The sequence below is a fragment of the Mesorhizobium sp. M1A.F.Ca.IN.022.07.1.1 genome (genome assembly GCF_003997575.1).
Taxonomy (GTDB): domain Bacteria; phylum Pseudomonadota; class Alphaproteobacteria; order Rhizobiales; family Rhizobiaceae; genus Mesorhizobium.
The window spans coordinates 1-26527 of record NZ_RZST01000038.1 but is presented as its reverse complement, the minus strand read 5'-3'; the positions used below and the strand labels follow the sequence as shown (position 1 = coordinate 26527).

Annotated in this window: 19 protein-coding genes and 2 pseudogenes; 8 read left to right on the top strand and 13 right to left on the bottom strand. The window is 64.5% G+C overall.

The window, feature by feature from the left end:
• From EOA75_RS07315 to EOA75_RS07295, 5 genes and pseudogenes are all read left to right on the top strand, one after another.
• A pseudogene (locus EOA75_RS07315) lies at positions 1 to 470 on the top strand (HAD-IA family hydrolase); the annotation flags it as partial.
• Between the two features lie 63 nt (positions 471 to 533).
• Positions 534 to 2144, top strand: a complete 1611-nt coding sequence (locus EOA75_RS07310) for an ABC transporter substrate-binding protein (protein WP_127323959.1) — start codon at positions 534 to 536, stop codon at positions 2142 to 2144.
• An 86-nt stretch (positions 2145 to 2230) separates the two neighbouring features.
• Positions 2231 to 3181, top strand: a complete 951-nt coding sequence (locus EOA75_RS07305; RefSeq protein ID WP_066989177.1) for an ABC transporter permease — start codon at positions 2231 to 2233, stop codon at positions 3179 to 3181.
• Positions 3178 to 4029 carry an ABC transporter permease gene (locus tag EOA75_RS07300; protein ID WP_066989179.1) on the top strand — a complete coding sequence of 284 codons (852 nt, stop codon included), beginning with the start codon at positions 3178 to 3180 and terminating at the stop codon, positions 4027 to 4029. Before EOA75_RS07305 ends, EOA75_RS07300 begins: the two co-directional genes overlap by 4 nt.
• On the top strand, positions 4026 to 5681 hold the full coding sequence (locus EOA75_RS07295) for an ABC transporter ATP-binding protein (RefSeq protein WP_095801052.1): 1656 nt from the start codon (positions 4026 to 4028) through the stop codon (positions 5679 to 5681). The genes EOA75_RS07300 and EOA75_RS07295 overlap by 4 nt, the downstream gene beginning before the upstream one ends.
• A gap of 28 nt (positions 5682 to 5709) precedes the next feature.
• On the opposite strand, the gene EOA75_RS07290 is transcribed toward EOA75_RS07295, so the two are convergent.
• Positions 5710 to 7785 (bottom strand): NADH:flavin oxidoreductase, encoded by a 2076-nt coding sequence (locus tag EOA75_RS07290; protein ID WP_127323958.1) that lies wholly within the window; start codon positions 7783 to 7785, stop codon positions 5710 to 5712.
• Between the two features lie 73 nt (positions 7786 to 7858).
• Between EOA75_RS07290 and EOA75_RS07285 the strand changes: the two genes are divergently transcribed.
• Complete coding sequence (locus tag EOA75_RS07285) at positions 7859 to 8800, top strand: LysR family transcriptional regulator (protein WP_095801054.1); 942 nt, start codon at positions 7859 to 7861, stop codon at positions 8798 to 8800.
• 48 nt (positions 8801 to 8848) lie between these two features.
• Here the strand turns inward: EOA75_RS07285 and EOA75_RS07280 are convergent, their stop codons facing one another.
• Positions 8849 to 9325: an Lrp/AsnC family transcriptional regulator gene (locus EOA75_RS07280; RefSeq protein ID WP_066989429.1), complete on the bottom strand. Its 477-nt coding sequence runs from the start codon at positions 9323 to 9325 to the stop codon at positions 8849 to 8851.
• Between the two features lie 224 nt (positions 9326 to 9549).
• Between EOA75_RS07280 and EOA75_RS07275 the strand changes: the two genes are divergently transcribed.
• Complete coding sequence (locus EOA75_RS07275; protein WP_127323957.1) at positions 9550 to 10875, top strand: FAD-binding oxidoreductase; 1326 nt, start codon at positions 9550 to 9552, stop codon at positions 10873 to 10875.
• A gap of 52 nt (positions 10876 to 10927) precedes the next feature.
• Here the strand turns inward: EOA75_RS07275 and EOA75_RS07270 are convergent, their stop codons facing one another.
• The 5 genes from EOA75_RS07270 to EOA75_RS07250 all read right to left on the bottom strand — a co-directional run bounded on the left by EOA75_RS07270 (position 10928) and on the right by EOA75_RS07250 (position 17652).
• Positions 10928 to 12295: an FAD/NAD(P)-binding oxidoreductase gene (locus tag EOA75_RS07270; RefSeq protein WP_127323956.1), complete on the bottom strand. Its 1368-nt coding sequence runs from the start codon at positions 12293 to 12295 to the stop codon at positions 10928 to 10930.
• Positions 12292 to 12594, bottom strand: coding sequence for a (2Fe-2S)-binding protein (locus EOA75_RS07265; protein WP_127323955.1), 303 nt, complete (start codon positions 12592 to 12594; stop codon positions 12292 to 12294). The genes EOA75_RS07270 and EOA75_RS07265 overlap by 4 nt, the downstream gene beginning before the upstream one ends.
• Positions 12591 to 14576, bottom strand: a complete 1986-nt coding sequence (locus EOA75_RS07260) for a hydantoinase B/oxoprolinase family protein (RefSeq protein WP_127323954.1) — start codon at positions 14574 to 14576, stop codon at positions 12591 to 12593. Before EOA75_RS07260 ends, EOA75_RS07265 begins: the two co-directional genes overlap by 4 nt.
• A gap of 4 nt (positions 14577 to 14580) precedes the next feature.
• Positions 14581 to 16659, bottom strand: a complete 2079-nt coding sequence (locus tag EOA75_RS07255; protein WP_127323953.1) for a hydantoinase/oxoprolinase family protein — start codon at positions 16657 to 16659, stop codon at positions 14581 to 14583.
• An 87-nt stretch (positions 16660 to 16746) separates the two neighbouring features.
• Entirely contained in the window at positions 16747 to 17652 is a 906-nt protein-coding gene (locus EOA75_RS07250; RefSeq protein ID WP_095801060.1) for a LysR family transcriptional regulator, read from the bottom strand.
• Positions 17653 to 17761: 109 nt separating this feature from the next.
• On the opposite strand from EOA75_RS07250, the gene EOA75_RS07245 reads away from it, so the two are divergent.
• Positions 17762 to 18880, top strand: coding sequence for an FAD-binding oxidoreductase (locus tag EOA75_RS07245; RefSeq protein ID WP_127323952.1), 1119 nt, complete (start codon positions 17762 to 17764; stop codon positions 18878 to 18880).
• A gap of 360 nt (positions 18881 to 19240) precedes the next feature.
• Here EOA75_RS07245 and urtE read toward each other — a convergent pair whose 3' ends face one another.
• The 6 genes and pseudogenes from urtE to EOA75_RS33925 all read right to left on the bottom strand — a co-directional run.
• Positions 19241 to 19936: an urea ABC transporter ATP-binding subunit UrtE gene (urtE, locus tag EOA75_RS07240; protein WP_127323951.1), complete on the bottom strand. Its 696-nt coding sequence runs from the start codon at positions 19934 to 19936 to the stop codon at positions 19241 to 19243.
• A gap of 70 nt (positions 19937 to 20006) precedes the next feature.
• Positions 20007 to 20753, bottom strand: a complete 747-nt coding sequence (gene urtD / locus EOA75_RS07235; RefSeq protein ID WP_127323950.1) for an urea ABC transporter ATP-binding protein UrtD — start codon at positions 20751 to 20753, stop codon at positions 20007 to 20009.
• 6 nt (positions 20754 to 20759) lie between these two features.
• Positions 20760 to 21983 carry an urea ABC transporter permease subunit UrtC gene (gene urtC / locus EOA75_RS07230; protein WP_127323949.1) on the bottom strand — a complete coding sequence of 408 codons (1224 nt, stop codon included), beginning with the start codon at positions 21981 to 21983 and terminating at the stop codon, positions 20760 to 20762.
• Positions 21980 to 23596 (bottom strand): urea ABC transporter permease subunit UrtB, encoded by a 1617-nt coding sequence (gene urtB, locus EOA75_RS07225; RefSeq protein WP_095830571.1) that lies wholly within the window; start codon positions 23594 to 23596, stop codon positions 21980 to 21982. The genes urtC and urtB overlap by 4 nt, the downstream gene beginning before the upstream one ends.
• A gap of 115 nt (positions 23597 to 23711) precedes the next feature.
• Positions 23712 to 25022 (bottom strand): urea ABC transporter substrate-binding protein, encoded by a 1311-nt coding sequence (gene urtA / locus EOA75_RS07220; protein WP_067327408.1) that lies wholly within the window; start codon positions 25020 to 25022, stop codon positions 23712 to 23714.
• Positions 25023 to 26215: 1193 nt separating this feature from the next.
• A pseudogene (locus EOA75_RS33925) lies at positions 26216 to 26527 on the bottom strand (OmpA family protein); the annotation flags it as partial.

Below are 26527 nucleotides of genomic sequence, written 5' to 3'. Positions count from 1 at the left end.
GCTTATGAGACGTCGCAAGGTCGGCCAGCGTCTGGCAGGGCTTCTCCGACAGCAGGGCGGCGCTGGCCGACCTTGCGACGTCTCATAAGCTGATTGCCATGACCAATGCCCGGCGCTGGGCTCTCGACCATTTCGAGAAGCAGCTCGGATCGCCCTTTTTTGCCACCTTCACCGCCGACGATACCGGCACGGAAAAACCGGATCCCGCCTTTTTCCAGAAGGTCTTCGATTTCGTGGCGTCGCGCGGCGACAGCAAGGACGACATCCTGCACGTCGCACAAAGCCAGCATCACGACATCGGCATATCCCGGGCGCTCGGCATGACCAACTGCTGGATCGAGCGCCGTCATGCCCAGAAGGGCTATGGCGGCACGATCGAGCCCGAGCGCTTCACCGTGCCGGACTACCACTTCACCTCGATGGCCGCGTTTGCGGCGGCCGTGCGGGAGAGCATGAAAGAACGAACCTGAACCCAAGCCCGGAAAAGCCGCAGCAAGACGCGCGTCCTGACCAACCAACGAAAGGGGAATGACATGACCGACAAGATCACCAACTGGACCGGAGCAGACGATGCGATGGTCGAAAACGCCATCCGGCGAGGCGCGAGCCGCCGCGAACTCCTCAAAATGCTGCTGGCGGGCGGCGCCGCGGTTGCCGCGGGCGGCGTTGTGCTTGGCCGTGCCACGCAGGCCGTCGCCGCCACGCCGGTCTCCGGCGGAAATTTCAAGGCGGCCGGCTGGTCGTCATCGACGGCCGACACGCTCGATCCGGCAAAGGCATCGCTCTCCACGGACTATGTCCGCTGCTGCTCGCTCTACAACCGTCTGACCTTCCTCGACAAGGATGGCAAGACGCAGATGGAACTGGCCGAAAGCATCGACAGCAAGGACGCAAAGACCTGGACGGTGAAGCTGCGCAAGGGCGTCACCTTCCACGACGGCAAGGACCTGACGGCTGACGACGTCGTCTTTTCGCTCAAGCGCCATCTCGACAAGTCGGTCGGCTCCAAGGTCGCCAAGATCGCCGCACAGATGACCGGCTTCAAGGCGGTCGACAAATCGACGGTCGAAATCACCCTCGCCGATCCGAATGCCGACCTTCCGACCATCCTGGCGCTGCACCACTTCATGATCGTGGCCGACGGCACCACCGACTTCTCCAAGGGCAACGGCACAGGCGCCTTCGTGCTGCAGACGTTCGAACCGGGCGTCCGTTCGGTCGTCACCAAGAACAAGAACTACTGGAAGTCGGGCAAGCCCTATCTCGACTCCTTCGAATTCATCGCCATCAGCGACGACAGCGCCCGGGTCAACGCCCTGCTTTCCGGCGATATCAATTTTGCTGCCGCGATCAATCCGCGCGCAATGAAGCTGCTGCAGAGCCAGCAGGGTTTCGAACTGTCGAAGACGACCTCGGGGAACTATACGGACCTCAACATCCGGCTCGACATGGATCCGGGCAGCAAGGCCGATTTCGTGACCGGCATGAAATACCTCGTCAACCGCGAGCAGATCGTGAAATCGGCATTGCGCGGCCTCGGCGAAATCGGCAACGACCAGCCCGTCTCGCCGGCGAACATCTTCCACAATGCGGACCTCAAGCCGAAGGCTTTCGATCCGGACAAGGCGAAGTTCCACTTCAAGAAGGCGGGCCTGCTCGGCCAGTCCATTCCGGTGGTCGCCTCGGACGCCGCGACCTCGTCGATCGACATGGCGGTCATCATCCAGGCCGCCGGCGCGGAAATCGGCATGAAGCTCGACGTTCAGCGGGTCCCATCCGACGGCTACTGGGACAATTACTGGCTCAAGGCGCCTGTCCATTTCGGCAACATCAATCCGCGCCCGACGCCGGACATCCTGTTCTCGCTGCTTTACGCCTCCAACGCGCCCTGGAACGAAAGCCAGTACAAGTCCGAGAAGTTCGACAAGCTGCTCGTCGAGGCGCGCGGCCTGCTCGACCAGGCCAGGCGCAAGGAGATCTACGGGCAGATGCAGACCATGATCTCCGAGGAAGCAGGCACCATCATCCCGGCTTACATCTCCAACGTCGATGCCCTTTCCAGCAAGGTGAAGGGTTTGGAGGCGAACCCGCTCGGTGGCATGATGGGGTACGCAATGGCGGAATACCTCTGGCTCGAAGCCTGAGAGGCGCCTGCAGGGGACCGGTCAGCCGGTCCCCTGCACTGCATTGCGCAAGATTGTTTGGCCGAACGCAACCGCAGGGAGCTTCCATGAAGTCTGGGGTTCTAAACCTCGTGTTGAAGCGGCTGGCGATCGCGATCGTCACCCTTCTGATCGTCCTGTTCGCCGTGTTTTTCGCCACCAGCATGCTGCCGGGCGACACGGCGTCGATCCTGCTTGGCCAGGCGGCGACGCCCGAGGCGGTCGCCGGTCTGCGCGAGGCCATGCATCTCAATGATCCGGCGATCCTGCGCTTCCTGCGTTGGCTTGTCGGTCTGCTCCATGGCGATCTCGGGACCTCCTACGCAAACGAAATGCCGGTCGCGGCCCTGATCGGCGGGCGCTTCGTCAACACCATGAAGCTCGCCGGCATCACCACGCTGATCTCGGTGCCGCTGGCGCTGACGCTCGGCATCACCGCCGCGATGCTACGAGGCTCCGTCTATGACCGCACCGTCACCGTGCTTTCTATCGGCGTGATCTCGGTGCCGGAATTCATGGTCGCGACCCTCGCCGTCTTGCTCTTTGCCGTTTATCTGAAATGGCTTCCGGCGTTGTCTTCGGTCAACGAGGCGCACTCGCTTGCCGACCTCGTGCGCATCTATTCGATGCCGGTGATCACCCTCACCTTCGTTATCTCGGCGCAAATGATCCGCATGACGCGCGCCGCGGTGATCGAAACGCTCTCAACGCCTTATGTCGAGATGGCGCTTCTCAAAGGCGCCTCTCGCAGCCGCATGGTGCTCAAGCACGCCCTTCCGAACGCGCTTGGGCCGATCGTCAACGCGGTCGCGCTCTCGTTGTCCTATCTGGTCGGCGGCGTCATCATCGTCGAGACGATCTTCAATTATCCCGGCATCGCCAAGCTGATGGTCGATGCGGTCGCGACCCGCGACCTGCCGCTGATCCAGAGCTGCGCGATGATCTTCTGCCTTGGCTATCTCCTGCTCATCACGGCCGCCGACATCGTCGCCATCATGTCCAACCCGAGGCTCAGATGACAGTGGCGCGCGCGGCATCCTCCCGACGGTCCTTCCTGGGCCACAGCTACAACCTCGTGGGCGTCGTGGCCTCGCTGGTCATTCTGGCGTGGACGCTGGTCGCGATCTTCGCGCCCTACATCATTCCCCATCCGATCGGCGATATCGTCGACGACGACTATTTCGGCCCGATGCGCCAGGGCCTGTGGCTCGGCTCGGACTATCTGGGGCGTGACATGCTCTCCAGGGTTCTCATGGGAGCACGCTACACCGTCGGCATATCGCTTGCCGCCGTCTCGATCGCCTGCTTTTCAGGGGTCGTGCTGGGGATGATCGCGGCCGTCACCGGCGGCTGGTTCGATACCTGCCTCAGCCGCTTCCTCGACGCCATGAACTCCATCCCCAGCAAGCTGTTCGGCCTTGTTGTCGTCGCCGCGGTCGGCTCATCGATCCCGGTGCTGATCCTGACGCTCGCCGTCATCTACATCCCGGGCGCCTACCGCTTCGCGCGGGCGCTTGCCGTCAACATCAACACCATGGATTTCATGACCGTCGCCCGCGTCCGCGGCGAGAGCACTATCTATCTCATCGGCTCCGAGATCCTGCCGAACATCATCCGGCCTGTGCTTGCTGACTTCGGCCTGCGCTTCGTCTTCATCGTACTTTTGCTCTCCGGCCTGTCCTTCCTCGGGCTCGGTCTGCAGCCGCCTTTAGCCGACTGGGGCGCGCTGGTGCGCGAGAACATCGGCGGCCTGCCCTTCGCGGCCCCGGCCGTCATCGTGCCGTCGCTGGCGATCGCCAGCCTGACCATTAGCGTCAACCTCTTAATCGACAACCTGCCGCAGAAGATCAGGGACCGGGACGCATGACCAATCTCGTCGAGGTCAGAAACCTTCGGATCGAGGCAAAGACCGACGCCGGACGTCTGGTCGAAATCATCAAGGGCGTCAGCCTCGACATCGCCGATGGCGAGATCGTCGCCCTGATCGGCGAGAGCGGCTCCGGCAAGACGACGGTGGCGCTCTCCCTCATGGGCTATGCGCGGCCCGGCTGCCGGATTACTGGCGGCGAGATCAATGTCAACGGCAAGAACATGGCTGCGCTTACCGAGCGGGAACGCGCCAGGTTGCGCGGCACCGACATCGCCTATGTTCCGCAAAGCGCCGCCGCCGCCTTCAACCCCTCGTCGACCATCATCGAGCAGGTGATCGAAGTCACGCGCATCCACGGCCTGATGCCACCCGAGCAGGCGCGAAAGCGCGCGGTCGAGCTGTTCCGGGCCTTGTCGCTGCCTGATCCGGACGGTATCGGCGCCCGTTATCCGCACCAGGTTTCAGGCGGGCAATTGCAGCGGCTGGCGGCCGCCATGGCGCTGATCGGCGATCCCAAACTGGTCATCTTCGACGAGCCGACGACCGCACTCGACGTGACGACCCAGATCGACGTGCTCAAAGCATTCAAGTCGGTGATGAAGGCGGGCGGCATAGCGGGTGTCTACGTTTCCCACGACCTCGCGGTCGTCGCCCAGATCGCAGATCGCATCGTGGTGCTGAAGGGCGGCGAGGTGCAGGAGACCGGCACGACGGCCGGAATCCTTTCGGCTGCCCAGCATCCCTATACACGGGAATTGCTGGCCGCTTTCGAGCCGAAGTCGAGGCAGATACGGGCGGATGAAGATTCCGGACCAAAGCCGCTGCTTCGCATCGACAATCTGATAGCCGGATACGGCCCGGTGAAAGGTGACGGGCAGCCGGTTATCCGCGCGGTCGATTCCGTCAGCCTGGTCGTGGAGAAGGGCCGCAATCTCGGTGTCATCGGCGAGTCCGGTTGCGGAAAATCGACGCTGGCGCGCGCCATCGCGGGCATTCATCCGGCGGCGACCGGCGATATCGTCTTCGACGGCAAGGCACTGGAGCGCGCCGCCCGGAAACGCACTCGCGACCAGCTGCGCGAGATGCAGATCGTGTTCCAGTATGCCGATACCGCGCTCAATCCCGCCAAGCCCATTGAGGACATCATCTCGCGACCGCTGGCTTTCTATCACGGGCTCGACAAGCAGGCGCGCTCGAAGCGTGTCGACGAGTTGCTCGACATGGTGCGCCTGCCGAGGTCGCTGCGCTACCGTCATCCCTCGGAGCTCTCGGGCGGCCAGAAACAGCGCGTGAACTTCGCGCGCGCGCTGGCGGCCGGTCCGAAGCTCATCATCTGCGACGAAATCACCTCAGCGCTCGACACGGTTGTAGCGTCCGCCGTGATCGAGCTACTCAAGGAGCTGCAGCGCGAGCTGGGGCTCTCCTATATCTTCATCAGCCACGACCTCTCCGTCGTCGAGGCCATCTGCGACGAGATCATGGTCATGTACAATGGTGAGCGGGTGGAGCAGATCACGCCCGACAAGGTGAAAGCGCCCACGCACCCTTATTCCAAACTTCTGTTTTCCTCCGTGCCGAAGCTCGATCCGACCTGGCTCGACGGCCTCGTCCGCGACCCCGAGCTCGTCACTCAGTACGGCCACCGCTGACCAAACTGACCGGAGGGGATTCGCCGGACTACAATTGCGAGCAGAGCCGGTAGGCCTCATAGATTGACGAGTAGATGTCCCTGCTGGCGACCGCGTCTCCAATGCGGTGCAGGACGAAGGATCCTGGAGCTTGGAGCCCTTGCACCCCCTTTGTCGCCACTCCCGTCATGAGCGCGGTGTCGGTGACGCCCTCATTGGCGGAGCGGGCACGCAATTCCTGATAGGTATCTTCCACAGGTGCCGTGCCGCGCTCGACAATGAGTTGGGCCGCGGTCATTTCCGTTTCTGCACCGGTGAGCTCATGCCGGAACCGGGCGGCGATGCCGTTGCCGTGGCGCGCTGCCTTGATGAGCCGCAGATCGCCGACGACCCGGATGCCGAGTTCGGACGCGAGTTTGCGGAAACTGACCCGGTCCGGATAGGGTGTCTCGATCGCAAGGGTGTCGTCAGCCATGGCCAGGCTGACCGCATGTCCCAGGCGGGCAAGATGCAGGGCACAGGATATGGCGGCCTGGCGTCCAGTCTCATCGTAGATGAGCACATCGGCCTTCGCGGGCACGACCCCGGTCAAGATATCCCAGACGCTGTCGCAATGTTCAGCGCCCTCCAGCCACTCCATGTCCGGGATGCCGCCTGTGGCGACGATAACGGCATCCGGTTTCTCGGCAAGCACTCCATCTGCGTCCGCATAGGTGTTGAGGCGGACATCCACGCCCAGGCGCGCGAGCTCTTCGGCGCGCCAGTCGACTATACCGATCAGATCCTTGCGGTCGGAAGCCGAGGCCGCAACCAGCACCTGCCCGCCGAGCCGGGCCCCAGCTTCGAACAAGGTCACGCTGTGCCCGCGCTCGGCGGCGACCCGGGCCGCCTCCATCCCGCCCGGACCACCGCCGACGACGACCACCCGTTTCGGCGTTTCGGTCCAGTCAATGATGTGGCTGACGATCGTTTCATGGCCGCTGGCGGGGTTGTGAATGCAATGGACCTTCTTGTACAGGCAGTAGGACGCGCCGACGCACGGGCGGATGCGGTCTTCTTCGCCCCGCATCACCTTGTTGACGATATGCGGGTCGGCAATATGCGCTCGAGTCATGCCGACCAGATCGACAAGGTTTGCGCGGATCGCGTGCCGCGCCGTGGCTACGTCCCTGATGGCGGCGGCGTGGATGACCGGCAGCCTGGTTTCCCGCTTGAACTGCCCAACCAACGGCAGAAACGGCGCGCTCCTGATAAACATGCCGGGCATATTCTGCTCGGCCAGCGACAAGTCGGTGTCCATGCGGCCGAAGATGCAGTTGAAGAAATCGACATGGCCTTCGCGCTCGAACAGCCGGGCGAAGGCAAGGCCTTCCTCGAAATCCGATCCGTCGTCAACCGCCTCGTCGATCACGAAGCGGATCCCGACGGCGAAGTCGTCGCCCACCGCGCGGCGGATCGCTTCGTGAACCATCAGCCCGAAGCGCGCGCGGTTTTCCAGCGAGCCGCCGAAAGCGTCCGTGCGCCTGTTGGTTCTGCGCGACAGGAATTGGCCGATCAGATGGCCGCCGGTGACGGTCTCGACGCCGTCCAGGCCGCCGTCAACGCAGCGCCTGGCGGCACTGGCGTAGTCCTTGACGATCCTGTCGATGTCCGCGGCGTCCATTTCTTTGGGGAAATTCCGGTTTCGCGTCTCGCGGACGCGTGACGGCGCAACCGGGGGCAACCAGTGACCGGCATAGGCAGTAGCTCGCCGGCCGAGATGCGAGACCTGACACATGACCGTCGCGCCGTGGCGATGAATTCGCTGCGACAGCGATTGGAGATGAGGGATGATGCGATCGCTGGAAAGATCCAGCTGACCGCCGCCCCAGCTCGAATCGGGCGACGTCATCGCCGAGCCGCCGACCATAGTCATCGCCAGGCCGCCGCGCGCCTTCTCTTCATGATAGCGCTGATAGCGCTCGAGCGGCAGGCCACCCTCGTCCAGCATTGAGGCATGACTGGTGCTGACGACGCGGTTGCGCAGCGTTAGACCCTTGAGCCGAAACGGCTGAAGCAGTGGATCGCCGGATGTGCTCCCCGCTTGGAATGCCGCTGCCGGCACATGCTGCTCCGAACCATTCATGAGGGTTATAGTTCGCGATTTGCAGGACCGCAGGAAAGCTTGAAAATTGTTGGGGCGGCTATACGCTTGGCGTATGGCTGGCTTCGCAAAACTCGTTCCATCCGCACGCGGACTCCTCGTTTTCGAGGCCGCTGTCCGTTCAGGAAGTTTCACGGCTGCAGCGCGCGAGTTCAACGTCACGCAACCCTCGATCAGCCGCAGCATCGCTCAGCTGGAGGCCGATCTCGGCGTGGCTCTGTTCACGCGCGGTCCAACGGGATTGTCCCCGACCCCGGAGGGGCGCGCCCTCTATTCGGCTGTACGGGAAGGATTTGACGGCATCGAGGAGGCGATCGGCACGATCAAGCGGAACAGTGCCGCAAAGCCGGTGGTTACCCTTTCGCTCTCGAGCTCTCTCGCTACGCACTGGTTCGTTCCGAGGTTAACGGCGTTCAACACGCGATTTCCCGACGTGGACCTGAGGTTCGAACTCATCGCCGGCGTTCTGCGAGGACCCGCCGAGAATGTCGAGCTTGCCACCAGAATCCTGGCCGACGACGACATCCACTATCACCGCTGGGCCTTCTCGCCGGAAATCATCGTTCCGGTGTGCAGCCCATCCTATCTGTCGCACCACGGCCGCTTGAACCATGACTCGGACGGCGAAGGTCATATCCTGCTTCATCTCACCGACGCCAAGGAGCAGTGGCTGGACGCCTGGGGCAGCGTAGCCCACCGCAAGACCAGCAGGGCGAAATGGCTCGAATTCTCGGACTACGCGGTCGTGCTTCAAGCCGCGATGAACGGAGAAGGCGTGGCGCTCGGCTGGCTCAGCAATGTCTCAAGGGCACTGCTTCAGGCAACGCTCGTTCCGGCCTCGGACAGGCAGATCAACACCGGACGGATCCATGAATTGATTGCACCTCGCTCACGGCCAGTGCGGCCGATCGTCTCCGATATCCGCGCCTGGATGATCGCCGAGATGCAAGCCGAGTTGAAAGCGTTGCGCGCACTATTGCAGCCCGGGGTCCTGTAGCCCGGACCGCAGCAGACAACTGCAGCGCCCGGCACAGCTACCCGCTGACTACATGGGAAACAGGCTGGGCAGCGGCATGTGCGATTTGACGATCGGCGACTTCAGCACCACGAAGCTGAAATACTTGTCGATGCCGATATCCATATCGGTCAGCCGCTCCATGATCGTCTGGTACTCGCCAATCCCGGCGGTCACGAATTTCATCAGATAGTCGTAACCGCCCGACACGAGGTGGCATTCGATGACCTGATCGATCTTCTCGACGACGGCGAGAAAGCGGGCAAAGTCCACCTGGCGATGGTTCTTCAAGGTGATTTCGGTGAACACGGTCAGTGTCTGGCCGAGCTTGCCGATGTTGACCTGCGCGGAATAGCCCTCGATATAACCTTCCGACTGGAGCTTCTTGACCCGCATCAGGCACGGGCTCGGCGACAGGTGCACCAGTTCGGCCAATTCCACATTGGTGATGCGGCCGTTCTTCTGCAATTCATGCAGAATCTTGATGTCGATCCGATCCAGTTTCACGTCCATCTCCGAAGAACGCAAGCCACAGCACAAAATGCCGCCACTTCTCTAGCCGTGACACTACCACAGCCCGCAGGCCTGTCTATCCGATGGGCCTGCTCTGACACGCAGGGACTCTCGATTTCATTGCGCGCTACGGAATAAAATTCTGCCTGAAGCATAACTGCGGCAGCGGCTGCCTGCGCAACGCGCTAGATTCGAGCCTCAAAGGCAGAGAGAGGACCATGCGCGCGCCGCTGCAACAGATCGAGACATCCGACGAACTGCCGCAATCCGCGGATGCGGTGGTGATCGGCGGCGGCATTGTCGGCGTCTTCGCGGCCTACTACCTGGCTAGGCGCGGCTTGAAGGTCGCGCTTGTCGAAAAAGGACGCATCGGCGCCGAGCAGTCCAGCAGGAACTGGGGATGGTGCCGCCAACAGAACCGCGACGCCCGCGAGCTGCCGATGGCGACGCGCAGCCTCGATCTCTGGGAGCGCTTTGCGGCCGAAAGCGGCCAGGACACCGGCTTTCGCCGCTGCGGCCTGCTCTATCTCAGCAATGACGAGGCGGAACTGGCCGGCTGGGCGCGCTGGCGTGACTTCGCCAGAACAGCGGGCGTCACCACGCACATGCTCGACAGCGCCGAGGCCAGCGGGCGGGGCCGCGCCACCGGCCGTACCTGGAAAGGCGGCGTCTTCTCGCCGACCGACGGCACCGCCGATCCGTCGCAGGCCGCGCCAGCGGTCGCCCGCGCCATCGTCCAGCTTGGCGGCACGGTGCATCAGAATTGCGCCGCGCGCGGTATCGAGACCGAGGGCGGTCGCCTGTGCGGCGTGGTCACGGAAAGCGGTACGATCCGCACGAGGGCGGCGGTTTTGGCCGGTGGCGCCTGGGCGTCCTCCTTTTGCCGTCAGTTCGGCTTCCGCTTCCCGCAGGCCTCGATCCGCTCCTCCATCCTGTCCGTCTCGCCCGGCGCGGGGGGCTTGCCGGATGCGCTACACACGGCAAAAATCTCGGCGACGCGGCGCGGTGACGGCGGCTACACGCTCGCCATAAGCGGCCGCGGACGCGTCGACGTGACGCCGCAGCAGCTGCGCTTCGCTTCGCAGTTCGTCCCCATGTTCCTGAAGCGCTGGCGCAGCCTCGCGCCCGGCGGGTTGCAGGGGGTGCGCTCAGGCCACGAAACGCTCCAACGCTGGCGGCTCGACCGGCCGACGCCGATGGAGCGGATGCGTATCCTCGATCCGATGCCGGATCAGGCGACCATCCGCCTGACCCATGCCCGCGCGCTCGAGCTGCTGCCTGCGCTGCGGCAGACGAAGATCAGCGCGGCCTGGGCGGGCTACATCGACAGCACCCCGGACGGCGTGCCGGCCATCGGCGAGATCCACGCCGTTCCAGGCTTCTTCCTGGCTGCCGGATTTTCGGGTCACGGCTTCGGCATCGGACCCGGTGCCGGGCACCTCGTCGCCGATCTTGTCACCGGGTTGGAGCCGATCGTCGATCCGAAATCCTACGATCCGCGGCGTTTCGATGCTTCGGCGTGGGGCAAGGTCGCCGACTTCTAGTTTCAAACGCGACATTCCGACCTCGCTTGGCAGGTGAACCCTCCGGATTGCATCAGCTCTCCCGAAGAAAGGCACCGATGGGGGCAGGCCGGATGGGGGCCTGCCCGCGAAACCGGCCGACATCCTCGGGCCTACAGCCGGCGTGGGCCGCGATGAGTTCGGCGGCTGCCAACTGGCAATAACGCCCCTGGCAGCGCCCCATGCCGACGCGCGAGAGCGATTTCACCCTGTTGGCCTCGCCGCCGCCGAGAGTCGTGCCCTCGCGCACGGCCCCGGCAGTGACGTTCTCGCAGCGGCAGACGATCGTATCGTCGGGAAGCGCCCTCACCATCGCGCCTGGCCAAGGAAAGGCCTGGGCCAGACCGCGGGCAAAGCGCTCGAGCCGTGCGAGCCTGCGCAGGTCGGCGCCGACGGTGGGCACCGGGCTTCCAAGATCGGCAAGGCACTCCGCCGCGGCAAGGCGCCCGGCGATCTCCGCGCCGTCCGCCCCGAGAGGACGAGCCCCATCACCGGCCAGGTAGATGCCATTGCCGGCCCGTCCCATCCGGTCGGTCTTCGGCAGCCACTGCCGCCATTGCTCGTCATAGGTGAAGGCGCATCCCGCAAGGTCAGTCAGATGAGTCTCCGCCCGCAGGTGCCAGCCGATCCCGATCATGTCGCATGGGGTGACGCGCTCCCGGCCGCCGGCGTCGCGCCAGCGCATCCCGGTGACACCCCGTCCATCGGCCTCGATTTGCAAAGGCGTCACGCCAGCGTGGTAGCGGCGACCAAGCCGCGCCCGCAGGGCCAGCCCGCGCAACGCCACGATTGGTCGGGCGGCAAGTCCCCAGAACCCGCGCATCTGCTGGCGCCAGGAAGAGGTGTCGAGCACCGCCGCCACATCCGCTCCGGCCTTGAGGAGTTGCATGCCAACCAGCGTCAGCAAGGGGCCCGACCCGATAAGCACGATGCGCCATCCGAGCGCGACGCCCTGCGCCTTGAGCGCGATCTGCGCCGCGCCAAGGCTGAAGACGCCGGCGTTCTGCCAGCCAGGGATCGGGGCGACGCGGTCTGAAGCGCCGGTGGCGAGGATCAGGCGGTCGTAGAAGACGACCTCCGCGCCGCCCTCCCCCAGCACATGCAGCCGCCCCTCATGCACGGCGATGACGGAGCTGCGCGCGCAATAAGTGAGCCGCCCTTCATCGGCCATCCGGTCGAAGAGCAAATGCAACGCGCGAGCCTTGTCCGCCTCAGAGCCGTACAGTTGCTCCGGAGTTCGGACGAACCCGGCAGGCGGGCGGCGATAGATCTGCCCACCCGCGCGGTGCCCTTCATCGATCACCACCGGATGGAGCCCGGCCTCGACCAGTGTCGCCGCGGCCCTTATGCCGGCGGGGCCCGCACCTACGATCACGATGCGCGGCGATGAGGGCTCGCTCACGGCCAGTTCTCCGGCGGCGTCGTGTGCAGCCGCATGCCTTCGACGACAAGAGTTGTGCACGCACGCAGGCGCGGTCCCTCTTCTTGCCACACCCAGCAGTCCTGGCAGGCTCCCATCAGACAGAAACCTGCGCGCGGCTCGGGACCGAACTCGGAACTCCGGAGCGCATGTGCTGTAGCCAGCATTGCGGTCAGCACGGTGTCGCCGTCCAGCGCGTTGCGCGTCTCACCGTCGAGAAGGAATTGCACCTCCTCGCGATCGCGCTCGGCCAGCCGGACGATGCGGCCGACCGTCATCATTCGGCGGCCTCTCGTACCGGCCCCGGACGAGGCAGTTCGGGAAAGCGTTCGCAGACCGCCTCGAAGGCCGCTTGGACGCCTTCCGGCCCGGAGCGATCTTTCATGCGGCGAAAAATCTCCGTCTTGGCGAAGAACCGCCAGTGGATCGGCAAGGCGTCCAGCAGAGCGTGGAGCCGATCATAGGCGGCCGGCGTCCACTGCGCTTCGTAGCTGTCGCGCTCCGGCCCGAAATGGAAATGGCCGGCGGCCGGCTTGTGCCTCGCGCGCAGCCGCTCCGTCGCGTGCTCGTCGACTTCGCCGCCGCGGATAACGACCCCGTAGTCGCTTTCGGCTGCGGCCCGCGAGAGATAGCCGCGCCGCACATCCTCAGCGACCCGCCAGGGCTCGCGCTGAAACGGATCGCCGCGTCCGCCGCCGCCGGCGGAGCGGATCGCGAGCACGTCGCCCGGCTGCAGCACCGCCGTGTCGATGTTGCCCAGCCGCCGCTCGCGGTCGGTGCCCGGATTGACGACCATGTCCGACAAGCCGGCCGCCTTGCCGCCCAGCACGCCCCAGGGACGGAAGAAGCTGCGGTCGCGATTGCGCGCCGTAATCCGGGAGTCGGGGGCAAAGACACGAAAAGCCATCTCCGTCGCCAGCCCGCCGCGCCAGCGGCCCGCACCGCCGCTGTCCTGGGCGAGCCCATATTTCACGAACTCGACCGGCGTCTCGGTCTCGGTGATCTCGATCGGCGTGTTCTTGAGATAGGCGGCATCGGCGCCCGATCCATTGGTGCCATCGCGACGCGGCATCGCGCCGCCGCCGCCCACGACGGGGTTGACCGCCGCGATGACGCTCCGGCTGGTGCGCTCATCGATGGTCATGACGTTGACGATGCAGTTGTTGCCGGCCGGCGCCGCCGGCAAGCGCTCCGGCAGCACCTGTGAGAAGGCCCCGAAGATGACCGAGCGCAGCCGGGCGCAGGTGAGCGAGCGCATGCCGACGGCGGCGGGATGGACGGGGTTCAGCACCGAACCTTGCGGCGTGATGCAGGTGAACGGCCGGGTGAGGCCCGTGTTGAGCAGGATTTTCGGGTTGAGCGTGTAGAGCACGTAATACACCCCGACCAAAAGCATCGTGTGGCGCGGGTCGCCGCCCGAAGGCACGTTGAGAGAGGAGCCGAGCTGCGGATCGGAGCCGGTGAAGTCGAGCACGGCCTCATCGCCTTTGATCGTCAGCGTCAGCTTCAGCCGGCAGGGATTGGCCTCGACCGAATCCTCATCGGCATAGTCGGCGAATTGCCAGGTGCCGTCGGGCATGGCGCGCAGGACGTCCCGCGCCTGTGCTTCGGCATGGTCAAGAAGAGCGGCAACGCCTTCGAGGAAGCCGGCCTTGCCGAACTTCTTCACCATCGCCTGGATCTTGCGCTCGCCGGTGTTGAGCGCGCCGACCAGCGCCTTGATGTCGCCGATGTTGAGGTCCGGCTTGCGCACATTGGTGCTCATGATCCTGAGGATCGTGTCGTCGAAGACGCCTTCCCTCACCAGCTTCATCGGCGGAAAGCGGATGCCTTCCTGATGGATTTCGGTGAGCGCACGGCTGAGCGAAGCCGGCACAGCCCCGCCCATGTCGGTGTTGTGGATGTGCCCTCCCGTCCAGGCGACGATCTCGCCGTCGACGAAGACCGGCTTCCACAAATGCGTATCGGGCGCGTGCGTGGCGACGTGGCCGGAATAGGGATCGTTGGTGAAGGCGACGTCTCCCGGCCGGTAGTCGTTCACCATGGCGATCGCACGGTGATAGGAAAGCCCCGGATACCACGTGGCGCCGAGTTCCATCGGGACGGCGAAGGTCGCTCCCGAGCGATCCATCAGCATCACCGTAAAATCCTGCGTCTCCTTGACGAAGGCGGAGTGCGCGGTGCGGTGCAGCGTGTGGGCCATGTTCTCGGCCGCCGCGCGGGCATGGTTAGCCAGAACCTGAAGATTTGTGCGGTCGAACAAGGCGTCACTCCGCGAAAGTCAGAACGAGATTAAGGTGGCGATCGACCCGCGCCTGCGTTCCGGCGGGGAGAGCGAAGGTGGTATCTTCCTGGACCACCACCGCAGGCCCGTGAAACGCGCTGCCCGGCGCCAGGGTCTGGCGGTCATGGAGGTCGATGGTCTCGACGGTCAGACCGGTGTAGACCGGCACCCGGCGCGCCGGATGGGTCGGGACGTCGATCTCCTCGGTCTCGGGGAAGGAGAGCGCCGGACCTGCGCCTATCGCGGACAGCCGAACATTCACGAGCTCGATCGCGCCGTCCGGATCGTGGAAGTCGTAGAGCTGCTCATGGGTACGGTGGAATGCCTGCTCGATCGCGGCCGCATCGCCGTCCGCCAGCCATTGGGGCGAAAGGACGACCTCGATCTCATAGCTCTGGCCGAAGTAGCGCATGTCGCAGGAGAGTGTGAGTTGCGCGGCCGCATCGTGCTCCTGCGCCGCAAGCCAGTCGCGGCCCTCCTGCGCAAGCGCCTCAAAGGCCTCGCAGATTCCGGGAAGCGACGCGCCGGAAAGCGGGCTGAAGATGGTGCGGATGAAGTCCCCGCGCAGATCAGCCACCAGTCCACCCAGCGCCGATACCACACCGGGGCGGCGGGGCGCCATGACGCGCTTGATGCCGAGCTCGCGGGCCAGGAAGGCACCAAGCATCGGGCCGCCGCCGCCGAATGGCATCAGGGTGAAATCGCGCAGATCGACGCCGGCGCGCGAGGCGAGCTTCTCGACCTCGACGAACATTTCCGACACCGCGATGTCGAGGATCGCCTGCGCGGTCTGCTCGACCGGACGGCCGAGCCGCATCGCAAGTTCGCCGACCGCGCGATGCGCCAGTTGGGTCTCGATGCTGAGCTGGCCATAGGCCATCTCGCTATGGCCGAGCCATCCGCACACCACCATGGCGTCGGTCACCGTCGCCCGCTCACCGCCACGGCCGTAGCATGCGGGTCCCGGCGTCGAACCGGCCGATTCCGGCCCGACCCGCAGCACTCCTTGCGCGTCGACGCTGGCGATCGAGCCGCCGCCGACACCGATCGAGCTCACCGACACGGAAGGGATATGGAGCGGAAATTCGCCGATCAGCTCGCCGGTGCCGAACTGCGGCTCGCCGTTTATGATGAGCGCGAAATCGGCCGAGGTTCCGCCGATGTCGAGGGTGAGAACCTTATCCTCGCCGGCCTGACGCGCCAGCCACGAGGCGCCGATGACGCCCGAGGCCGTTCCCGACAGCAGCATGTTCACGCAGGCGCGCTTGCCTTCGGCGGCGTTCATCAGCCCGCCGTTCGACTTCGTCAGCATCGGCCGGGCCGGCACGCCGCGATGCTTCAGCCGCTCTTCCAGCGCGGTCAGATAGCCGGAGACGCGCGGATGGACATAGCCATTGAGAATGGCGGTCGAGCTGCGCTCGTATTCGCGGATGACCGGCCACACCTCGGCGGAGGTGAAGACGAAGAGGTCGGGCGCCAGGCGCGCGATCGCCGCCTTTACCGAGGTTTCCTGCGCGGCGTTGCGCCAGGAATGAAGGAAGGACACGATGATCCCCTGCGCCCCGTTCGCTTTCGCGGCCGCGACCGCGCTCTCCACCGCCGCCGTGTCGGGCGCCTGGGATTCATTGCCATCGGCGCGCATGCGGGCCGGAATGCCGAACACCATGTCGCGCGAGATCAGAGGATCCGGCCGCGCGCAGAACAGCGAATACATGTCCGGCATGCGAAGCCGCGCGAGTTCGATCACGTCCTCGAAGCCGGCATTGGTGAATAGCGCCAGCGGCGCGCCCTTGCGCTGGATGATGGTGTTGATGCCGACCGTCGTGCCGTGCACGAAGCGCGTCATATGGGTCGCGTCGAAGCCTTCGCGTTCGGCTAGCAAGGTGAGCCCCGTCATCAGCTCGGCACCCGGATCTTCCGGCGTCGTCAGCACCTTCAGCGAAGCGACGCGTCCGGAGTTTGCTTCGAGCGCGCAGAAATCGATGAATGTCCCGCCGATATCGACGCCGACCTTCCAGTCGGCCTTCTTCAGCGCCTCATCCGTCGCAATGGCTCCATCCATGATGCGTCCCTTTCCGTCTGCTCGGAAACTCGCACGAGCGGACAGTCACGGTCCAAGATGGATGATGGGCAAGAATATAAGTCGTACTTATACCTTGACGCTATGCTCGCCGACAACGGCGGAGCAGGCCGTGCGGATGTCATCGCGCATCGTTTCGTCGGCCCTCGAAAGGGCTCGTGCGCGGGACGTGAGCAGCGCGATCGGGAATTCCGGGCCGCCCGCCAGCGGCCTGACAGCGAGGCCGGAAAACTGGTGCCACGGCAGCAGCGCGTCGACGAGAGCCACGCCCAGACCAGCCTGGACGAAGCCGACGGCAGAAATCGAAACGTCGATCTCCAGCGACGGTGAAAGCGCCACGCCTTGCGCGCGGGCCGCGTGGGCCAGCTCGTCGGCGGGACGCGTGTTGCCGCGATAGGATATCAGTTGCTGCCCGACGAGATCGGCGAGCGTCAGCTCGGGCTTATTCTGCAGCGCGTGTCCGCGCGGCAGCAGGCAGGCGAAGCCGACGCTGCCGATCACCTCGGCCTCGATATCGGGAGGCAGGCGGTCATCCATGGCCACGCCGAGGCTGGCATCGCCGGCGCGCAGCATGTCTACAATCGCGGCGATCGGCGCGCTATGGGAACGCAGCAGCATGTCGGGATGCTGCGCCCGAAATGCGGTGAAGGCGCGCGGCAATATCGCCATGGCCGGCGGCGGCGAGGCGGCGACCCGCACCAGTCCAGTCCGACCGAGACGCAGATCGGTGGTCTTGCGGCGCAGGCCGTCGAGCCCCGCCGACAGCCTCTCGGCATCGGGAAAGATCTCGAGCGCCTCAGGGGTCGGCCGCAGCCTGCCCTTGACCCGCTCGAACAGCGTGAAGCCGAGCTCGTCCTCAGTGTGGAGCAGTATCTGGCTGAGCGCGGGCTGGGAGATGTTCAGCATTCGCGCCGCGGCGGTCACGGTGCCCGCGCGCATGACGGCGATGAACACTTCGAGCTGCCGGGCCCGCATTCCTACTCCATAGGTAAAACTTATGGCTTTTATCCAAAGCCATCTTTGACGCATTGCCGCGGCGCCGACAAGATGGATCAGGATCAGCCCTCTGCGCTAAGGAACGACAATGGATGTGATCGTGCTGGGCGGCGGCCTGATGGGGACGGCTTCCGCCTATTTCCTGGCCAGGCGCGGCGCCCGCGTGACGCTGATCGAGCGCAACCGGATCGGCAGTGGAGCAACCGTCGCCTCCTTCGGCAACATCCGGCGCACGGGGCGTCATCTGTCGCAGCTTCCGCTGGCCCACCGCTCGCTCCGGCTGTGGGGCGAGGCCGAAAAAATGCTGGGGCGCGATGTCGAATTCCGCGCCACCGGTCACGTGCGGCTGATCTTCGATGAAGGCGGTCTCGCCGACATGCGCAGCTATGCCGAGGCGGCGCGTCCCTGGGGACTCGAGCTGGAGCAGCTCAGCCCGCGCGAGATCCGCGCGCGTTTTCCCGGCCTCGGTCCGGACGCGATCGCGGCGTCGTTCTCTGCGCATGACGGCAGCGGCAATCCGCGGCTGATCGCGCCGGCCTTCGCCGATGCCGCCCGCAAGCTGGGCGCGAAAATCATCGACGAAGCTCGGGTCGAAAGGATCGAGCGGACCGACTCCGGTTTCCTTGTCGCCAGTTCAAAAGGCGCTTTCGCCGGCGAATGCCTGGTCAACACCGCCGGCGCCTGGGGCGCGCGCGTCGCCGCGCTGTTCGGCGAAGAGGTCCCGCTCGATGCCCGCGGTCCACAAATGGGTGTGACCGAGCCACTGCCGCACCGGATCCTGCCGGTGGTCGGCATCTGGACGCGCGACAAGGACTATGGCGCCTATCTGCGTCAGGTCGAGCGCGGCAACATCGTCTTCGGCGGCGCGGCCGAAAGAGTGTCGGTGGACCTCGATCCAGGCCATGCGGCCGCCGACCCCATGCGCCTGCCGACGCAATTGCGGGCCGTCGCGCGGCTGCTGCCGGCGATCGCGCAAGTCGCGGTCATCCGCACCTGGTCGGGCTGCGAAGGCTATGTCCGCGACATGCTGCCGGTCATGGGACGCTCGTCGACGACGCCGGGCCTGTTCCACGCCTTCGGCTTCAGCGGGCACGGCTTCCAGCTCGGTCCGGGTGTCGGCGACGCCATGGCCGAGCTCATCACCACCGGCGACTGCGAAACGGCCCTCGACGATTTTAGGATAGATCGCTTCAATCGCGGAGCCTGACGAGGCGAGTCGATCCCCTGGGCTCAGGCGTCCTTTGACGCGGAAGAAGGGAGCTTTCCATCTGTCCGAATGACGGCTTGTTGGGTGAGCAGAAAGGTCGCTTTCGGATGGCTCAGACTGGAGTTCGCCCCCAGCAAACCGCGGCCGCGGATTGGAACGCGTGGGCGCTGCGCGACAAGCGATTCATAAGTGTCGTTGTACGAGCATTCCCCGATCGGCGATTCTTATCCCATGCTTTGCTCAGCCCTATCGGCTTAATGTCGAACGCAGGATGCCGCGCAGAACATGGCGCGCTTCTACGGACTTTCCATCGAAACGACATTGTTTTGCGGCGCTTCGGCCAAAGGATGACGACTGAACCTAGACAGTAAGGAGCTTGCGTACATCGGGCCTGTCCAGATCCTCGGCGGGGCCGGTATGCACGATCTGGCCGCGATCCATGATGTTGACCTCGTCGGCAAGCTCGCGGCAGAAATCCAGATACTGCTCGACCAGAAGCACCGCGATCCCCGCCTGGTCGCGCAGATAGCGGATGGCGCGGCCGATGTCTTTGATGATTGATGGCTGGATGCCTTCGGTCGGCTCGTCGAGCACGAGCAGCTTCGGCCGCATCACCAGCGCGCGGCCTATGGCGAGCTGCTGCTGCTGGCCGCCGGACAAGTCGCCGGCGCGGCGGCCGAGCGTCTGCTTCAACCCTGGAAACAGCTCGAAGACATGAGCTGGAACGTTGCGGTCGGCGCGCTTCAGCGGTGCGAACCCCGATTCCAGATTTTCGCGCACCGTGAGCAGGGGAAAGATTTCCCTGCCCTGCGGCACGAATGCGATGCCCGACCGGGCGCGGTCATACGCCGCGCTCCGCTCGAGCGCTTTCCCCTCGAAGGCAACACTTCCGCTCGTCAGCCTATGATGGCCGACGATGGATCTCATCAGACTGGTCTTGCCGACGCCGTTGCGGCCGAGTACGCAGGTGATCTTGCCCGCGCCCGCTTTCAGCGAAACGCCGCGCAGCGCCTGGGCGGCGCCGTAATGGAGCGTGGCGTCGGAGACTTCGAGCATGGTCAGCCCCTTCTCCAGCACCTGAGGAAGGAAAGGTCGAAACGATGCAACGAGACCCGCCAGATCATGCTCAGCGCCCCAGATAGACTTCGACGACGCGTTCGTCGGCCGAAACGAAATCGAGCGTGCCTTCCGACAGCACCGAGCCCTCGTGCAGGCAGGTGACCTTGACGCCGAGCTCGCGCACGAAATGCATGTCGTGCTCGACGACGACAACCGAATGGTCGCGGGCGATGTCCTTGAGCAGGCGCGCCGTCTCCTCGGTCTCCGCGTCGGTCATGCCGGCGACCGGCTCGTCGACGAGGAGCAGCTTCGGGTCTTGTGCCAGCAGCATGCCGATCTCCAGCCACTGCTTCTGGCCATGGCTGAGATTGGCGGCGACCTCCCCGCGCTTGTCGCCGAGGCGGATGATGCCGAGGATGGCGTCGATGCGCCTGGCCCCGCTCGGCGAGCCGCGATGGAAGAGCGCTGGAAAGATCGAGCGCGGCCCCTTCAGCGCCAGCATCAGATTGTCCTCGACGCTGTGGCTCTCGAAGACGGTCGGCTTCTGGAACTTGCGGCCGATGCCCATCATCGCGATCTCGGCTTCGTCATGCCTGGTGAGATCGACCCGACCGTCGAAGAATACCTCGCCCTCGTCCGGCCGCGTCTTGCCGGTGACAATATCCATCATCGTCGTCTTGCCGGCGCCGTTGGGTCCGATGATGGCGCGCATCTCGCCCTTGTCGAGCACCAGCGACAGGTTGTTGATGGCGCGAAAGCCGTCGAAGGAGACCGAGACGCCGTCCAGATATAGAATGGTGTTCGACTTGCTCATGGTCGCTTACTCCGCCGGCTGCGGTTCGGGGCCGTTGGCCGACCACGCGCCCGGCGTTCTCGCCGCCGAGCGCTCGATCTTCGGCTGCGCTTCCGGCGGGTCGATGCCGGCTTTCGCGGCGAGCGAGGCCGCGCGCAGCGCCCTGGCCTTGCCGCGCCAGCTATCCCACATGCCGACCACGCCCTTGGGCAGGAACAGCGTTACGGCGACGAACAACCCGCCAAGCGCGAATAGCCAGAATTCAGGCAGCACGCCGGTGAACCAGGATTTGCCGGCATTGACCAGGAGCGCGCCGATAATCGGGCCGACGATGGTGCCGCGCCCGCCGACGGCGGTCCAGATCACCACTTCGATCGAATTGGCGGGCTCGAACTCGCCGGGATTAATGATGCCGACCTGCGGCACGTAAAGCGCGCCGGCGATGCCGGCCATGACGGCCGAGACGCTGAAGGCGAAGAGTTTTACATTCTCGGCCCGCCAGCCGAGGAAGCGGGTGCGGCTTTCGGCGTCGCGCACCGCCATCAGCAGCTTGCCGTATTTGGAGCGCACGATCGCCGCAGTGACAAAGACCGCGAACGCCAGCGTGACGGCGCTTGCTGAAAACAGCGCCGCGCGCGTCGCGTCGGCCTGGATGTTGAAGCCGAGGATGTCCTTGAAATCGGTCAGGCCGTTATTGCCTCCGAAACCCATGTCGTTGCGGAAGAAGGCAAGCAGCAGCGCATAGGTCATCGCCTGGGTGATGATCGAGAGATAAACGCCGGTGACGCGGCTGCGGAAGGCGAACCAGCCGAATACGAAGGCAAGCAGGCCCGGCACGGCCAGCACCATCAGCACGGCGAACCAGAAATGGTCGAAGCCGTGCCAGAACCAGGGCAGTTCCTTGTAGTTCAGGAACACCATGAAGTCCGGCAGGATGGGATTGCCATAGACGCCGCGCGAGCCGATCTGACGCAGCAGATACATGCCCATCGCATAGCCGCCGAGCCCGAAGAAGGCGCCGTGGCCGAGCGAAAGGATGCCGCAATAGCCCCAGACCAGATCGAGCGCGAGCGCCAGCAGCGCGTAGCAGAGATATTTCCCGACCAAAGAGACGATGTAAGGCGGAATGTAGAAAGCGCTTTGAGGCGACACCGCGAGGTTTAGCAGCGGCACGATGGCGGCCGCCGCCAGCAGGACGAGGATGGCGATCGCGATGCGCCGGTCGGCGCCGAAGAAGCGCTGCGTGATCATGCTTCCACCGCCCTGCCCTTCAGCGCGAACAGGCCGCGCGGCCGCTTCTGGATGAACAGGATGATCAGTACCAGCACGACGATCTTGCCAAGCACCGCGCCGGCGTACGGCTCGAGGAACTTGTTGACGATGCCGAGCGAGAAGGCGCCGACCAGCGTGCCCCAGAGATTGCCGACGCCACCGAAGACCACGACCATGAAACTGTCGATAATGTAGCCGCGGCCGAGATTGGGCGAGACGTTGTCGATCTGGCTGAGCGCCACGCCGGCGATCCCGGCGATACCTGAGCCGAGCGCGAAAGTCAGCGCGTCGACCCAAGGCGTCCTGATGCCCATGGATGCGGCCATGCGCCGATTGGCGGTGACGGCACGCATCTGCAGGCCCCAGGGCGTTCGCTTCATGACGTAGAGCAGCACACCGAACACCAGCAGCGCGAACACCAGTATCCACAGCCGGTTCCAGGTGATGGCCAATTGACCGATGTCGAACGATCCCGACATCCAGGACGGATTGCCGACCTCCTGGTTCGTCGGGCCGAAGACGGTGCGCACCGCCTGCTGCAGGATCAGCGAGACGCCCCATGTGGCAAGAAGCGTCTCCAGCGGCCGGCCGTAGAGGAAGCGGATGACGCCGCGCTCGATGACGAGGCCGACCAGCGCCGAGACCAGGAAGGCGAGCGGCAGCGCGATGACCAGCGACCAGTCGAAGAGGCTCGGAAACGACGTGCGGATCACCTGCTGGACGACGAAGGTGGTGTAGGCGCCGAGCATCACCATCTCGCCATGCGCCATGTTGATGACGCCCATGACGCCAAAGGTGATGGCAAGACCGATAGCGCCGAGCAGCAGCACCGATCCGAGTGATATGCCGTACCAGATGTTCTGGCCGGCATCCCACAATGCCAGCGTCGAATTGATATGGCCGATCGCGGCGGTTGCCAAGTTCTTGACCGCTCCCTGCGCGCCAGCCTCAACGGAGGTCAGCAGCGAAAGCGCATCGCGGTCGCCGCGCGCCGCGATGGCCGAGATGGCGGCGAGCTTGTCGGCTTCCGGCTTGTCGGAAACCAGAACCGACGCCGCGCGCGCCTGCACGAACATCGTCTTGACGGCTGGGTCGGTCTCAGCAGCGATCGCGGCATCGAGCGGTTCGATATTCGCCGCGTCGGGTGTCTTGAACATGGTCGCGGCGGCGGCAAGGCGCACGCTCGCGTCCTTGGCGCGCAGCGTCAGCGTCCCCAGCGCGTCGCGTATGGCGCGGCGAAGACCGTTGTTGACCTTGATCTTGGTGAGATCGGCCTTGGCGGCATCGGCGGACTTGTCGCCGCTGAAAGGATCGAGCAGTTCGACACCGCTCGCCGCGTCCTTGCCGATGAAGACCTGCGAATCGGCTTTGCGAATATAGAGGTTGCCGTCGGCGAGCGCCGACAGCGGCCTTTCGACGGCCGGATCGCCGCTGGTCGCGAGCTCGCGCACGATGGCTTCCGTGGCCGAGAAATTAGTCGCTGTAGCGAACTTGGCTATTGCCGCGCGAAGATCGGCCTCGCCTGCCTTCGACGGCAGCAGGCTTGCCATCGTCAGCAGCAGCGTCAAGCCAATCGCGCGCAACAGGATCATCAGCTTCAGCGGATCTCGAAAGCTTGAGGTTTCTGCCCGGGCGGGACGCGAAGGCCCGCCCGGGCCGCGGTCTCGGATCGCGGGGCCACGCGGCGACCCGACAGACCTGGGAGGATCAGTTGGTGCCCTTGCCGCCGCACTTGCCGGTGGCGACGTTGAAGTTGCCGCAACTGAGCGGCGCGCGCCAATCGGAGATCAGGTTCTTGGAATCGGGCAGGTAGTCGGACCATTCGTCGCCCATCACAAGGCCGGGCGTTTGCGAGACGGTCTCGAACTGGCCGTCGGCCTGGATCTCGCCGATGAGCACCGGCTTCGTGATATGATGGTTCGGCATCATCGTCGAATAGCCGCCGGTCAGGTTCGGCACCGAGACGCCGACCATGGCGTCGATGACCTTGTCCGGATCGGTAGTACCGGCCTTCTCGACTGCCTTCACCCACATGTTGAAGCCGATATAGTGGGCTTCCATAGGGTCGTTGGTCGTGCGCTTGTCGTTCTTTATGAACTTGTGCCAGTCGTCGATGAACTTCTTGTTCTCGGGCGTGTCGACGCTCTCGAAATAGTTCCAGGCGGCGAGGTGGCCGACCAGCGGTCCGGTGTCGAGACCGGCCAGTTCTTCCTCGCCGACTGAGAAGGCCATGACTGGAATGTCCTCGGCCTTGATGCCCTGGTTGCCCAGTTCCTTGTAGAACGGCACGTTGGCGTCGCCGTTGACGGTCGAGATCACGGCCGTCTTCTTGCCGGCCGAGCCGAATTTCTTGATCGCCGAGACTTCGGTCTGCCAGTCGGAGAAGCCGAACGGCGTGTAGTTGACCATGATGTCCTCGGCCGGCACGCCCTTCGACTTCAGATAGGCTTCGAGGATCTTGTTGGTGGTGCGCGGGTAGACATAGTCGGTGCCTTCGAGCACCCAGCGCTTCACCGAGCCGCCATCGGCGCTCATCAGGTAGTCGACGGCCGGAATGGCCTGCTGGTTGGGGGCAGCACCCGTGTAAAAGACGTTGCGCTCGCTTTCCTCGCCCTCATACTGGACGGGGTAGAACAGGATGTTGTCGAGCTCCGAGAACACCGGCAACACCGATTTGCGCGACACCGAGGTCCAGCAGCCGAAGACCGCCGCGACCTTGTCCTTGGAGATCAGCTCCCGCGCCTTTTCGGCGAAGAGCGGCCAGTTGGAGGCCGGATCGACGACAACCGCCTCGAGCTTCTTGCCGAGCAGGCCGCCCTTAGCGTTCTGCTCCTCGATCAGCATCAGCATGACGTCCTTCAGCGTCGTCTCCGAAATCGCCATGGTCCCCGAGAGCGAATGGAGGATGCCGACCTTGATCGTGTCGTCGGCCGCTCTGGCGGGAGCCGATATCGACAGGCCGGCAGCGATCACGCCGGCCGAAAACAATTTTGTTATTGTCGAGAAATTGCCCCTCATATTGCACACTCCCAAGCTGGTTGTTTTGCATTGCAACATTGCGGTGCAAGCGACGTGCCAAACCTGACAGTCCAAAGTGCCGGGCAAAAAATCGATCAGTTACAGTTGGTTATAATTTCAACTCAAGTTTTCAACGGCCGCTTCCGCTTCAACGCGTTGTCAAATTTTGGGCTTCTGCCTCTATTTTCATCGCAATTTTCTATTGCGTGTTTTTAAATCGCCGTTTGCCTTCTGCCGACCCCCGTAGTCGCACGGCGAGAGACGTTGGGAATTGAAAGCTTTGCGCCGCGGGCGGCTAACAAGTGAGGGACCCGGGCCGTCTCGGCGGCGGGCTTTTCCTATCTGGAGCAAATTGTAGACCGCTCGATTGGTGTCGTCGGTGACGCGAACCCATTGGGTCTCGTCTCGCCGGTCCTGTACGTGGCGGCCGGTCACCCATTCAGCGGCTTCTTTAGGTGAGGTGGTCCTCGCGTAGGCAATACTGCATCCGTCCCCGACATCGTTTCAACGGTGTAGCTGGTCACCGGAAAGCTCTTCAATAAAGCGCCGCCAATGCATTGAAAGAGCCCGACGGTGTGAGGGACGGCTCTTTTGTCGGGTCTCCTCTGATCAGCCCGTTCCAATCGGGCCCGATATGCCATCCCGACGCAACAGCGCCGCCCAGCTACCGAACTTCGACAAGGGGCGAAGGTCCCAGGAGTTGTTCACCGGCGGCTTTGTCGAGTGCCGCCGCTCGACAGGCGCGCGACTGGTGAACGAAATAGGGCCCCCTGACGCGTTTTCTGCACCCCACTAAGGCTCACGCGCGGCCTAGCCCGGCTTCTGTGGCAAATGGCAATGGTTCCAACATCGCCCTGCCCCGATTTCACATGCCCTTCGCTTCGGCATAGCGCAGACCAGCCGTCAGCGTCTCTGGCGATAGCGCGTGAATTTCTCCTCGAGCGCCACGACTGCTTCGTCCTTGCTTCGTTCAGCGCCCGCCCACCGACATGCGCGCGCCGGCCGCCGAACATTGGTCATGACGGTTCAGAACAACGTCCCGGCACTGGGCCCATCCGCCGCCAAGGATCCGACGCTATCGGAGCCGAGGAACGTCGGGGAGAATCGCAGGGACTCGGACTGCAAAGACGAGTGTCGCTGACTCGCCCCGGATAACTCCGGCGGCTGTGCAATCGACTTTCCTTCGCGGCCGTCTAGCAGTTCGCGTCAGCCTGCGGATCGCACGCCTTGTTTTTCTGGCTCCGTGGCTTGGGCTTGGCCGCCTGCTCGGGCTCGGCCTGCTGCTGCTCGGCGGGCTGCTCCTTCGCCTTCGGCTTCTGAGGCTTGTTCGCCTGCTCGGGCTCGGCCTGCTGCTGCTCGGCGGCGGGCTGCTCCTTCGCCTTCCGTTTCTCAGGCTTGGCCGCCTGTTCCGGCTCGGCCTGCTGCTCGGCGGCGGGCTGCTTCTTGGCCTTTCGTTTCTCAGGCTTGGCCGCCTGTTCCGGCTCGGCCTGCTGCTCGGCGGCGGG